This window comes from Bacteroides sp. f07 (genome assembly GCF_042854785.1).
Taxonomy (GTDB): domain Bacteria; phylum Bacteroidota; class Bacteroidia; order Bacteroidales; family Bacteroidaceae; genus Bacteroides.
The window spans coordinates 3,037,705-3,051,244 of sequence record NZ_BAABXI010000001.1; the positions used below are offsets into that span (position 1 = coordinate 3,037,705).

Consider the following 13,540-nt stretch of genomic DNA (forward strand, 5'->3'; position numbering starts at 1 on the left):
TTAAAAAGGTTTATTATTCTATTTATCAATAAAGAATTACGTCACTTCTCCAAGGCATATTATGGTCTGAATATGTGTCGTCAATATAGAAGCGTACCCAATCTATCTCCATACGGGGAATCTGTGCATTTGGATTATTCTTCAACATATTTCTGGCTGTCAAATAACTCATTTCCATAGATGGATAATCGGGTTTAGCTTTATGTAAGAACATCATTGTTAAGATGTAATATAACCCTTCACTATTTACCTGGTCAGTAAACGGCCAACGTGCGCCCTGACGTTCCGCATCTGCTTGCGTAAGTTCAATCGTTTGTTTTCCATTTACTCCCATACGAACCGTCTGATTATCGACCCATTCTACCCAATAAATATGAAAATCACCAATTGTTCCAGCAATATCCGTAACGGCAACGGTAGGAGATATTTTACTTGTTCCAGTATTAGGTTTAACGTCTCCTAAATGGAAAGTCTGTTCCACTCCTGTCCGATAAGATGGAGTAGGATGCTTGGTATTATTCTCCATTACATCTATTTCTCCAAAATCCGGCCATCCATTCCACTGAGCATTTCCACCAACTTGTTCGTTACCCTGCAACCAAATTCCCGGTAACATTCCACTATAATCAGCACCACGAATACGAGCACGGGTTTCGATACGCATTCCTGGATAGATACGAACATTAGCCGCAGGCCATGTAGGGCTATTAGGATTTCCTCTTTGAAATTTACAAGAATAAAAAGCAGAGGTTCCAAATTCGAAAGTATTGCCTGTATTTGAAGATTTTGCTTTATCTTTCAATGAAATCATACGCAAATATCCTTCATCTGTCACCCAAGAGAATTTGACATTATCTACAGCACCTTGAGTTTCTACCGCACCTGTATTCTGGTCAGCAAGTCCAACAGGGTGTACATCACTAGTATATTCTCCATCATTACTTACTTTTGACATTACACATCCGGAAATCTTATGGAACTCATATGCACGGAAGAATTTCCACTTACCTTCCGGAAGCACTTTACCACTATTTGGATGAGGATCTCCCTCTTTCATTACTACGTAATTAGTCTGTCCCCAAGCTTTGATTGCAGTTTCATTCTTCGGAGAAACAAATAATTGGTCGGCATCCTCATACAGCCAACGTTCATCTCTCACTTCACTACCCATGTTTTTATGAATATCAATCTTCATTATAGCCAGTTTAGTAGCTTGTAAAGGATAGCGACTCATTACAGGAACAGTAGCAAGGTCCAATGTAAGTTCTTCATCTTCGGTCGTATTCACATCTTTCTTCATAGTAACCGGGGCACTTTCTATCGAGTTCGATCCGGCAGGAATAACCAACTCTGAAGGAAGATTTTCGTAACGTTCTTCTTCTCCGGCTTTAGGTGTAACAGTAATTGTCAGGTCATCCTTCAAGGTTGTATTAACGGAAGCAACCAATATGAAAGTCTGTCCCTCTTTCACTGTATTATCAGCATTGTTTTTTAAAGATACTTTTGAATAATGGTAATCACTTACAGTCACAATCTGCAAAGCACCTGTCATTCTATATCCACGGGCAAAAGCTGATATCTCAACGGAACGTTCTCTGTTGAGTCCTTCCTTTTTTACAGGAATCTGAATTTTTTTAGTTGTTTCACCTTTATTTAAAGTTACTACTGAAGGAAAATCGTCGAATATCAACTGTTCCACCGCCCCTTTATCCGTAGTAGCACTCAGTTTGATATTCAAATCTTCATTCATCGCTTTCTTCCCTTCTTCCGTACCTGTAACGTCAAAGGTAATTTCCAGCACCTCTCCCATTACCAAATCCGTACTGTTCAAGGTCATTTTTAAAGGTACAGGTTCTGCCAACGGACTCATACCATCATCCTCAGAACATCCTGACATACTCACTACTACCACCAGTAAGAGCAGCATCCACAAATATGTCGATTCTAAAATCTTTTTCATATACTATTCTTTTATAGAGTCTATAACATCTTATTATTTCCAACCCGGATTCTGTTTCATTTGCTTGTTCAGCTCCAGTTCACTCGGTGGAATAGGTAGCAGATAATCTCTCTTAGGATTGAACTGATAACCACCGGGTATCAATTCCTGCAAAGGATCCATCCATCCATTACCATCTACCAATACTTTGGATAATGCTTCCAGCCTGTCGTCAGCAAACGATTTATACAAAATACCATCATGCCCTAAGTATGCCCCTCTGCCACGTTTGCCAACAATTACCTTATCGGCAGCCCAACGCATCAAATCATCTAAACGATATCCTTGCAAAGCCAATTCTACGCGACGTTCACGGCGAATTTCCTGCATGACAGGAGTTAATGTATATCCATAATCTGTAAAATTCGGGTCTTTAACAGGTGTCACATAAGTTACCCCAGCACGCTCCCGCAAAGGTTTCAATGTCTTGTTCAATACTCCATCATCACATTTGCCCAATTCTTCAGCCGCTTCGGCATAGCTTAGCAAAGCATCGGCATAACGCATCATTACAAGTCCCGTTTCACTATCTCCTGAAACGTAAGTAGTATCTACTCCAAGGCGGATATGATATCCTGTCACATTCTTCGCATTACCATCACCAGACAGAAAAGGTGGATTAATAGCTTTATCCCCGCCCAAAATATCTCCCACTTTCATCGGACGGGAACCTTTGGAAGTAGACTTGAACTTATAACCGCTACTCATAATGGTTTCAGTAAGACGCAAATCCCGATTCTTGAAAGTTTCATTGAAATCTTTAAACTTACTATTATTGGGGTCAATAGGTGTTCCATCAGCATTTAAATAGGTATTCACCAAATCTCCGGCTACACCGGCAGGTCCATCCTGGTCGACAATTCCTCCACCCAGCAATCCGGATAAGGCATGAAATACACCGTCAGTAATCGAATATTTTCTCCAAAACAGCACTTCAGGAACTTTGGAATAATCCTTTTGATTGAATAAACGTCCATAGGCATCTCCCGGATTAATGACACCATTATCTGTATCTTTAGTATTTAATTTTATACCCTGTTCAAAAAGCATATCTCCCCATCTTAATACTTCTCCAAAGAAGTAAGTTGATTGATCGGTAGCAGCTGCAAACTCGTCATTTTTATGATATTTCTCCCATGAACCTTCATATAGTGCAACCTGCATAGCAAGTAACATAGCTGCTTCCTTGCAAATACGTAAGCCGCTATATTTACTTCTTTTGAATAATAATTTTTCCGCCCTGTCCAAATCTTCTAAAATAAACTTGGCAACCTCTCCACGATCTTTTTGTGGAATCTGTAAACCGGCTATCGTGGCATGTTCATCCCAAAAGCCATCCATAATAGGTATATTACCAAATTTCTTTAACTGCACGAAATGCCAGTAAGCTCTCAAAAAATAAGCTTCGCCCTTTAGCGATTTTACTTCGTCGGTTTCCATCTCTTCCGGCACCAGATAATAGTGGAAGAAATAATTCACATTACGCAAGTTCTTATAACCGGTTTCCCAATTTTCACTGCTGGAAAATAAAGTTTCCTCACCATTCAGGCGTTTATTATAAATCTCGGAAAGGATATTGTCACTGTTCTTCTCTTCTCCACGTATCCCCATACCAAATTTTGGCAATGACGGAAGTGCTGTATAAAGACCATTGATATATCCCCGCACTTGTGCTTCACCCGACAGAAACGATTCGTTGTTCGGAGCAGTCAGCGGCTCGCGGTTCAGAAAATCGGCACAAGAAGAGACGAATGTTCCAAGACCTGCAATCAATACTATATATAAATAAAATAGTTTCATACTTCTCTGTTATTTATTAAAAGGTGAAATCAAGACCAAATACAAAGTTTCTATTCATCGGATATACTTTACCGTTACCGTTTTCGTTAGCAGCAGAAGTAAGTCCCGGAGCAGTTGCATTACTACCACCTGCCCAAGTATTTACCTGATTCAGAGTTTCAGGATCAAAAGCTTTAGGCAGCTTAGTAATAGTAAACAAGTTGTCACATGTGAAATATACTCTCAGATTTTCCAGTCTCATGGCTTTCAAGAGTTTCTTGTCAAACGTATAAGACACTGTCAGGTTTTTCATACGCATATAGGCGGCGTTGACCATATAACGAGTTGTATTATAACCAATATTTGTATTATAATCCACAGTCTTGGGGTCTGTCAGACGAGGAAGATATCCTCCAGGATTTGACGGACTAAAATAGTCAAGATGTTCTTTAAAGAAATTCTTTCCGCCAAATAAGTAGGTACTTCCGGCTAAGGGGAAATCACGTTTAGCTACTCCCTGAAATAAGGTCGAAACAGAGAAACCTTTATATCCCAGATTCAAATTAATACCAAACGAATACTTGGGCGTTGTATTACCTATAACTTTCAAATCGCCGTGATCATCCAATGTTCCTTTCCCTGGGTCCACTTTACCATCACGATTAGTATCCAGATATTTCAGGTCACCTACCTGCCAAAGATTATCGTTCTTAAAGAAAGACAAGTCTTTGCTATTCAGATATGAATCAATTTCCTGATTTGTCATAAACAGATCATCAACCACAAATCCCCAAATTTCCCCCATATCCATTCCTTCATAGTAACCTTTATTACGATCCAAACCTGTGTGATTGTTATAGATAATACCCTCAGGGTTATTATATTTCGTAACAACAGCCTTGTAGTTGAATAGATTGAATCCTACTCCATAAGTGAAACCACATTTCAACTTGTCCTGCCAATTAACAGAAAGTTCCCAGCCACGATTACGCAAAGTCGCATTATTTATTTTAGCACGATCCTCAGGAATAATACCACTAACAGCAGGAATAGCTTCTGCCGGACCGATCATATCCTTTGTTGTACGCTGGTAAATATCAAACGTTACGGATAAACGGTTTTTCAACAGCATAAGATCCAGACCAAAATTGGCTGTGTCTACTTTTTCCCATGTAATGTACGGGCTAATCATTTTCGGAGTTAACGAAATTGTTCCTTTACCTATTGCATCACCTCCTCCTGGAAGCAACCATGCATTTACATTATTCGGGTCAAGAGTCATCATTCCCAAATAATCATATAATCCGGCACCATTCTGATTTCCTAAACGCCCGTAAGATACACGTACTTTTAGCTGTGACACAGGCAAATTTAAGTTCGTAAAATAATTAGTGCGGGCAATATCATAACCAGCAGAGAAAGACGGAAAGAATCCCCAACGATGTCCTGGCGCAAAACGGGATGAACCGTCATAACGTCCACTGAGTTCAAGAAAATAAGTATTCTGATAATTCCAATTCATACGAGTGTAAAATCCCATAGTGGCCCAGTGAGTACGGGCTTCTCCCGCATAGATGGCCCCATCAGCATTGTCGAATGAATATGTATCTTCACTCAGCATTCCATCCTTGTACATATATTCGCTGGAATTCTCTTGAAGCTCCATCTGATAACCTGCCATCACTTTGACTTCATGATCACCCCATTGATTCATATATGTGCTGGATACACTGGGAGACAGGTAATAATTAAACGCACTGCCCCGCGTCAATGACCCCAAACGAGTGTTCTGCCATTTCATTCCCGGATATTGATACCCCTGACGGTTTCCCGAAGTTTCTATTATCTGTCCATTAGGCAATGCATAGCGACTTTTCTTCAACTTAAAACTATTATTTTCAACATCCAAACGAGCCTTCATCTCTCCCATAATGTCCCATCCTTTTAGTGGGGTGATGATAGCCGAAAAAGAAAGTGCATCCGAAATACGATTTTGATTATAATTCGCTTTGTTCAGATAAAGCTGTTCATTCCAGGTAGGAGTTGAAAACTCAGCTTGTTCCACAGGTAATTGAGTCACACGAGTTGGAGAAGTATTCGCAATTGTACCATAAAAAATAGTCTGATTAGGCATCGGACGATTGATTATATTCACCGTTGCGTTATTATTAAAATGGAATTTTAGCCAGTCAGTTGCCGTAATCGTAAACTTGGTATTGATATTATATTTTTTCAAATCATCCTGTACTTTGTCCATCAATCCCTCTTGATAAGTATATCCTAAACCTACATAGTAAGTGGCTTTTTCTCCACCACCCTGTACGCTCAAGTTATGTGAATGGCGGACTGCACGATCTTTGAAATAATAATCAAACCAATCTGTGTTACCGTACTGGACATTATCTGCTGCCGCCCAACCGTCACCTGCCTGATTCGGACCAATGCCCGGGAACTCAGCAGAATAAGGGTTAGCCATGAATCCTTTTATCTTTTCGATGGTAGTATTGGAAATCTGAGCAGTACGTCCCATATTCACATCGCGCTGATTACAGTAGTTAGCATATTCCAATGAATTCATCATTTGCGGCATATTAATAGGAGAACTGAAACCAACCGTTCCACGATAAGTGACACGAGTCTTTTCTTTCCGTCCGCTTTTAGTAGTAACTAATACCACACCATAAGCAGCACGGGCACCATAAACCGCTGATGCAGAAGCATCCTTCAAGACACTGATTGTTTCAATATCGGCTGGATTCACATTTTGCATGCTCTGTTCCACACCATCCACCAACACATAAGGTTCACCACCATTGATAGAGCCGACGCCACGAATATTAAACTTGATTTCAGCGCCGGTTTCACCACCGACACCATCTGCCGCCGCGTCTGACGCAAAGTTCAAACCTGCCACATTACCTTGCAACGCACTTGTCACGTCAGTAACCGGACGATTAACAATTGCGTCGGATTTCACCGTAGCCACGGCTGCTGTAATCGTGTTACGCTTCTGCTTGCCCATACCCACTACGACAACTTCATCAAGCACTTTAGAGTCTTCTTTCAGAACGAAACGGTTACCTTCCAGCTTCGTTACCTTCACTTCAAGAGGAGTAAAACCTACATAAGAAATGGTCAACGTACTACCGACCTTACCTCTTACAGAAAAATTTCCGTCAATGTCGGTTATTGCACCTTCTTGCCCTCCTTTTACCATAACAGTAGCACCGATAACAGTTTCACCCTTATCATCTACCACTTGCCCTTTAATCATTTGTTGTTGTGCAAATGCTCCTAAGGGAAACAATAGGAGCAACAGAAGGACAACAAAGCAGCTTTGTTTTTTCATAAGCTTCTTTCTTTTCATAATATTACATTTAATAATAAAGACTTTATTTATTAGCTAACAAAAATAAATCTCAAAACATTCTAAGTCTGAAAAAGAATATCAGACTTTTTGCTGAATAACTCTTTCGGCTACAAAAATAGACAGGGTACGAAAATAGAATGTTCCAAAATCGCTAATTTATATCCAAATTTGTCTAAAATCGTCCATTTCATCGATTAATTAAGATATCACAGACATCTTTGAACATCTTACGAATCAAAAAAAGAAAGCGGGAATATTCGTTTCCGAATATTCCCGTCTCTTTTATATGTTATACTAATATAACTACAACAATTTTCCAACGAAGATGTATTATAGGTTTTCTATATCAGAAGATTGAAGACCTGTGTATTTGATAATCATATCAATGGATATTCCGTCCTTTCTCATCTTTCGAGCAATTTCAATTTGTTTCTTTTGCTCTCCCTTCTCCATTCCTTCTTTCCTTCCTTTTTTCATCCCTTCTTTCATCCCTTCTTCAGCCGCTTTTCTCCGCATCTCTTCATTTTTACGCCGTTCATCCTCTTCTACGATTTGATTGACTCTATACCGGTCCAATGCCTTATCATAAGCGATACGATTTTCTTCCGAAAGATCGGCAACTGCTGCCAATCTCGCCAGATGTTCAAACACTTGTTCTTTCAAAGCATCCGGCATTCTGTTCCAATTGCTCATATTCTTCAGTGCATAAATTAATTTATCATATAATGTATGGCAGTCCGACAAGTCCTTAATGAAATAAGGAAATTGCAAATAAATTTGCCGGAGATGCGGATTAACAATCTTCCCTGTATCACGGTCGGAAAGTACCGTATCCGTACGAAACTTCGCCTCTAAATTTTCCTCTTTGAAATTCATCAGGAAAATTCCATATATAGTAGGTAATCTATATTGTTTCCCATAAGCGACAAGTGGCTCTCTTGCAGTCATCGAATCCTCAGGAACAGGGACTTCTTTTGAAGAAGGAGATTCTATCTGCCGACTCACAGCACGACAAACATAATAAAGTGTACGATCTAGAAAATTACTGTGCCAACGGTTCTGCATCTCCACAATAATATACTCACCACTCGCTGTACGGCAATAAAGATCATAAATGATACCTTTGTCACTCACATTGTCCGCATGATCTTCCTTATCGAGAAAAGTAAGTTCTGTAATATGATGTTCGCCCGTAAGTAATTCGTTCAACAAAGTGATGAGCAAATTCTTACTGGCCGGTTGACCAAAAATAATTTTAAATCCTATGTCAGTAAAAGGATTGACGTATTTGGACATGATATTCTATTTTTATAGCAAAGATAGCTATTTAAATCCATAAATATGAGGAACCATCCTAATCTTTACGGATTTATAGCCTTTTATAGTAAGGGGATTCTCTTTCAATTCCTCTAAATAAATAAGAATAATGTTCTATTTTTCAGATTAAAGAAGAAAACAGGACTACTGAAAAAAGTAATCCAGAATCAGAAGCATCCATATTATCACATATATATGCATATTACCGACACAATACAGTATATATTTCCAAAGAATATGCACTTTCTTTAAAGAAATAAGTGACTTTCCTCGGTGAGAAAGGAAGTGTTCCTCACCGAGGAACGCCCTATTCCTCACCGAGGAAGCTCTCCATAGTCACCGACCAAGCCATAAAAGCCCTCGAAAAAGGCTATTTATAGGCTAGTTAATCATTATATGCGAACAGAAAGAAAATAATAAAGCGAGCCATATACTCACAATAAGTAAACATATGAATAGCAAATAAGAGAATTAGTTATTTTTTAGACAGGAATTACCTAATATCACAAACAGACATACATTCTTTCATCTAAAATGCAGAGCATTTTTTCCCTCATCACAAACAAGTGACCGATATATCAAAAACAGAAAGGATATAATATACAATTTTTCAGATCAGCACATTTTTAATCAAACCTCTCAACAACCATACTCTTTCAAAGCCTGCATCAATTTTGCCCCATTAATGGGTTTCACCAAATAATCATCGCAGCCTACTTCCAAAGCTGCTACCCTATCGGCTTCAAAAGCATGGGCAGTCAACGCGACAATTGGAATACGGGTATTGAACTTCCGAATCTCAGCAGTAGCAGTACGTCCGTCCATTATCGGCATTTTCATATCCATCAACACAAGGTCAATCGACTGGCTTTGTACAATTTCAACAGCTTTCTGACCATTTGGCGCATGCAATAATTTACATCTGTTTTTCAACAGTGAAGACACTAAAGAAAAATTGCTTTGAATATCTTCTGCTACCAGAATAGTCTTCTGCTCTTCTTCCTCCTCTTTGGCAGCCATTGCAGCATCCTTTCTAAGCTTCCTTCCGTTTCTCTGTTGAGAAGCAGCCGCCCCATCCTCATCTACTTCATTTATATATGGTAGAATAGCCCAAAAGAAAGAGCCTTTTCCATATTCCGACTCAAATCCGAGACTCCCCCCACAAGCTTCGACAATAGCTTTGCAGATAGATAAACCAAGACCGGTTCCCTGAGCAAACTCATCCAGTTTTTCAAACCGATAGAATACTTTATCTTTTTTATCTTCCGGTATACCGATACCTGTATCACGTACATAGATACGTATCCCCTCTTCCACTTCTTCATATCCCATCTCGATAGTTCCTTCCGGGGTATATTTAATAGCATTTGTCACATAATTCGTGAAGATTTGGGTAAAGCGTTTCTTGTCTAATTTTACCATACAGGTAGTATAAGGATTAATAGAGACCAAACGAACCTGAGAATTTTTAACACGCCATTGCATGGAAGTTGCCAATTCATCAAAATAAACAGCCAAATCAAACTTTTCATACTTCAATTCTACCGACCCGGCTTCTATTTTCGAAAGGTCTAATATATCATTAATCAATTTCAATAACAGATCATTGTTCGTATTAATGATTTTGCTGTACTCTTCTTTCTCGGACGGATTATCTGTTATCATCAACAAATCTGAGAAACCAACAATCGCATTCAACGGAGTACGAATCTCATGGCTCATATTCGCAAGAAAGGCGGATTTCAATTTATCAGATTGCTCTGCTTGTTTCCTTGCCTTTTCCAGCTCACCTATCATATGTTGACGTTCCGTCACATCATCCACCCGGATTACCACACCCTCTATCTCCCCTAAATCGTTATATACAGGGGTAGCGAATACTTCGATAGTGTGTTCATTATTGAGAAAGAACTGAATAGTCTCTACCTGACCGGATTTACGGGCACGTTGCATCACACAATTCTCACAAGGAGCAGTACGATTATAAGCAGTTTTATAGCAAAACTCCCCCTTTTTGTAAGCCTCATAAGAAAGACTCCTGCTACAAAGCGATACGTTTTCCCACTGTACAATATAATCATTAGTAATATAAGCTAGTCCGGAATTGGCATTGTTCAGCACCAATTCGTTATGACGAAGCAACTCTATCATCTTCTGCTCACTCTCGATTAACTCCTTTTTCGAACGTATGGCATCTTCGTAAAGATTTTCATACTTACGCTGCCATAAAACACGTTCAGTAACATCCTGTGTGATTACCAGATAATTCGTAATCTTACCGACTTCATTGAATAGGGAAGAAACTGTAATTTCAAAATGTTTGGTGCCGGACAGATAGGTTGGAAAACAACTGCGTAACTTATCGAAATCATACTCTACTGTGAGATGTACGGTTTCGCCATTCATTATTTGTTGTTTGTCTTTACCGGAAAGACTCGGAATATCGAACAGGCTACGTCCCAAAAGTTCTTCCCTGTTTTTTACCCCCATCGATTGCAATTCTGTATGGTTAACTTCAACCATGAAACCACTTTTATCGTATAACTCCAGACCGACGGATAGATTCTCAAAGATATTATACAATAAACTATCAGCTACCCCACTAATTAAAGCTAAGGGAGATTCATTTCTCATGCTACAAAATTTATGTAGTTCAACAATATTGTTTGTTTTATACAGGCAAACTTACATAAATCTTTTATACTTCGATAAAAAAGAGGTCAGAAAGTCCCTTTAGGTATCCTTATAGAGCACTTTGGTAGTAATGCCCTCATTCTAAAACCGCAAATCTTTTACAAATTCTTCCGCTTTGGCCAATGTCTCCGGCTTGCCGATATCAATAAGTTGCAATTTCTCAGACAGATACCCAAAAAAGTCCGTTTGCCGACAGGTAGCAAGATAAAAATCCATAATAGAGAACTTGCCTTCCCAACGAGGGGCATCCATCCACTGAAAAATGGCAGGAGAAAGAACATGAATACCACTGAATGCATATTCCTGATAAAGTGATTCATCATACTGGAAACCTTCCGGTTTCACTTGTCCCGTATCTTTATTAATCCATCCGCAGAGTTTCCGCCCGGTATCAAAAAGCAGATAACGGGAAGTTTTGCGCCGGCTGGCCAATAAAGTAGCGACACCACCATTCTGCAAATGGGATTCGTAGAGTTCTATCAGGTCAGTATCCGAAAGAATATCTACATTGTGCACGAGGAAAGGTTCATTGGAGTTCTCAAAAAAAGTGCGGGCTTTCTTTACTCCGCCCCCTGTATCGAGCAATAGGTCACGCTCATCGGAAATGTGTATAGTAAGTCCGAAATTGTCATTCGCTTTCAAAAAATCAAGTATTTGCTCGCCGAAGTGATGGATATTAATCACTATTTCAGTAAAACCCGATGCTTTCAGTTTCAGGATAACATGCTCCAACATCGGTCGTCCGGCTATGGGAACAAGGGCTTTGGGCATCGTATCGGTCAGTGGTTTCAGCCGGCTACCCAAACCGGCTGCAAATATCATTGCTTTCATACGATATCTTTTATACGGTTGCTTCGAACGTGCGCTCTATATTCTGTTCGCGGTGCACCAGTTCTACTTTTACTCCGAACTTCTGATTCAGGCGTTCCGCCAAATGCTGTGCCGAATATACGGAACGGTGCTGCCCGCCGGTACAACCGAAGCAAACGGACAAGTTACTGAATCCGCGTTCCATATAACGTTTCACGGAAGCATCCACCAAAGCATAGACATTATCGAGGAAACGAAGTATTTCACCATCTTCTTCAAGGAAAGTAATTACCGGCTCATCCAATCCGGTGAAAGGTTTGTAGCGTTCATATTTGCCGGGATTATTCACGGCACGACAATCGAATACATAACCACCGCCATTGCCTGTCGGGTCTTCAGGGATTCCTTTTTTATAGGCAAAGCTCATTACTTTCACTGTCAGTTGACGCTTTTTCAAATCGTCCGTAAACTGTTTCAGGCCGGTGAGTTCACGCAATACTTTACAGAGATACGGATATTCCGGATAGTCTTCTTTCAACAGTTCACGCAGGTTTGCGATGGCATAAGGAACACTCTGAATAAAATGGGGCTTTTTCTCGAAATAACCACGGAAGCCGTATGCTCCCAATACCTGCAAGGTACGGAAAAGAACAAAGTGGCGAAGCTGGCTGTAAAAATAAGGCTCGTCAATCGGCTGGTATTTGCGAAGGGCTTCTATGTATTCCTGCAAGAGTTCTTTGCGAAGGCTATCGGGATATTTCGCTTTGGCCTGCCACAAGAAGGAAGCAATATCATAATAGAACGGTCCCTTGCGCCCGCCCTGGAAGTCAATAAACCAAGGCTGCCCGTCTTTTATCATCACATTGCGGCTCTGAAAATCACGATACATGAAAGTGGCGGAAGAACTGCGCAGCAGGACATCAGTCATTTTCTGGAAATCATCTTCCAGTTTGTCTTCCTGAAACTCCATTCCGGTAGCTTTGAGAAAACAATATTTGAAGTAGTTCAAATCCCAAAGGATAGAGCGCTGATTGAACTCCGGCTGGGGATAGCAACGGGAAAAATCGAACCCGTCGGCTCCGGCAAACTGAATGGCGGGAAGCAGACGAATCGTTTTGCGAAGCAACTCTTTCTCTTCTTCGGAAAATACGCTGGTGGCACGCCCTTTCTCAATAGCATGAAACAACAGAGTGTCACCTAAATCTTCCTGCAGATAATAGGTCTTGTCTTCCGACACAATATGAACTTCGGGAATAGGCAGACCGTTTTTGCGGAAATGCCCTGCCATATAAAGAAAGGCTTCATTTTCGTCGACAGAAGTTCCATACACTCCGATTAATGTTTGTACGCCCGTCAGCCGGAAATACCGGCGATTGGAACCGGAAGAGGGCAATTCTGTTATATTTTCAGAGGGAACGCCCGTATATGCCTGATAAAGTTTCTGTAGTTCTTCGGTAATCATAGTCGTATATTTTCGAGCAAAGATAGGGATAAAAACCAAAAATAAGAGTCCCGATTCTACTAATATTCATCCGAATATATTATCTTTGTTTCAGTTTAACTGACCTGAT

At 40.1% G+C, this 13,540-nt stretch carries 7 protein-coding genes; all 7 read right to left on the reverse strand.

The features are described 5' to 3' along the window. Positions 1-25: 25 nt before the first annotated feature. Positions 26-1,960 (reverse strand): DUF5006 domain-containing protein, encoded by a 1,935-nt coding sequence (locus ACGHVY_RS12525; RefSeq protein ID WP_390599343.1) that lies wholly within the window; start codon positions 1,958-1,960, stop codon positions 26-28. A gap of 33 nt (positions 1,961-1,993) precedes the next feature. Continuing rightward, the gene (locus ACGHVY_RS12530; RefSeq protein ID WP_390599344.1) at positions 1,994-3,799 is read right to left on the reverse strand and encodes a RagB/SusD family nutrient uptake outer membrane protein; all 1,806 of its coding nucleotides are present in this window, start codon (positions 3,797-3,799) and stop codon (positions 1,994-1,996) included. Between the two features lie 16 nt (positions 3,800-3,815). Continuing rightward, positions 3,816-7,145, reverse strand: coding sequence for a SusC/RagA family TonB-linked outer membrane protein (locus ACGHVY_RS12535; RefSeq protein ID WP_390599345.1), 3,330 nt, complete (start codon positions 7,143-7,145; stop codon positions 3,816-3,818). Between the two features lie 333 nt (positions 7,146-7,478). Beyond that, positions 7,479-8,444, reverse strand: a complete 966-nt coding sequence (locus ACGHVY_RS12540) for a PD-(D/E)XK nuclease family transposase (RefSeq protein ID WP_390599346.1) — start codon at positions 8,442-8,444, stop codon at positions 7,479-7,481. Positions 8,445-9,104: 660 nt separating this feature from the next. Continuing rightward, positions 9,105-11,099, reverse strand: coding sequence for a response regulator (locus ACGHVY_RS12545; RefSeq protein WP_390599347.1), 1,995 nt, complete (start codon positions 11,097-11,099; stop codon positions 9,105-9,107). Positions 11,100-11,240: 141 nt separating this feature from the next. Continuing rightward, on the reverse strand, positions 11,241-11,990 hold the full coding sequence (locus ACGHVY_RS12550) for a nucleotidyltransferase family protein (RefSeq protein ID WP_308745470.1): 750 nt from the start codon (positions 11,988-11,990) through the stop codon (positions 11,241-11,243). 10 nt (positions 11,991-12,000) lie between these two features. After that, complete coding sequence (locus ACGHVY_RS12555; RefSeq protein ID WP_390599348.1) at positions 12,001-13,431, reverse strand: phosphotransferase; 1,431 nt, start codon at positions 13,429-13,431, stop codon at positions 12,001-12,003. Between the last annotated feature and the right edge of the window lie 109 nt (positions 13,432-13,540).

Bases quoted from the DNA above. Each gene is read 5' to 3' on its own strand.
- ACGHVY_RS12525 (WP_390599343.1), bottom strand. From the start codon at position 1,960: ATGAAAAAGATTTTAGAATCGACATATTTGTGGATGCTGCTCTTACTG.
- ACGHVY_RS12530 (WP_390599344.1), bottom strand. From the start codon at position 3,799: ATGAAACTATTTTATTTATATATAGTATTGATTGCAGGTCTTGGAACA.
- ACGHVY_RS12535 (WP_390599345.1), bottom strand. From the start codon at position 7,145: ATGAAAAGAAAGAAGCTTATGAAAAAACAAAGCTGCTTTGTTGTCCTT.
- ACGHVY_RS12540 (WP_390599346.1), bottom strand. From the start codon at position 8,444: ATGTCCAAATACGTCAATCCTTTTACTGACATAGGATTTAAAATTATT.
- ACGHVY_RS12545 (WP_390599347.1), bottom strand. From the start codon at position 11,099: ATGAGAAATGAATCTCCCTTAGCTTTAATTAGTGGGGTAGCTGATAGT.
- ACGHVY_RS12550 (WP_308745470.1), bottom strand. From the start codon at position 11,990: ATGAAAGCAATGATATTTGCAGCCGGTTTGGGTAGCCGGCTGAAACCA.
- ACGHVY_RS12555 (WP_390599348.1), bottom strand. From the start codon at position 13,431: ATGATTACCGAAGAACTACAGAAACTTTATCAGGCATATACGGGCGTT.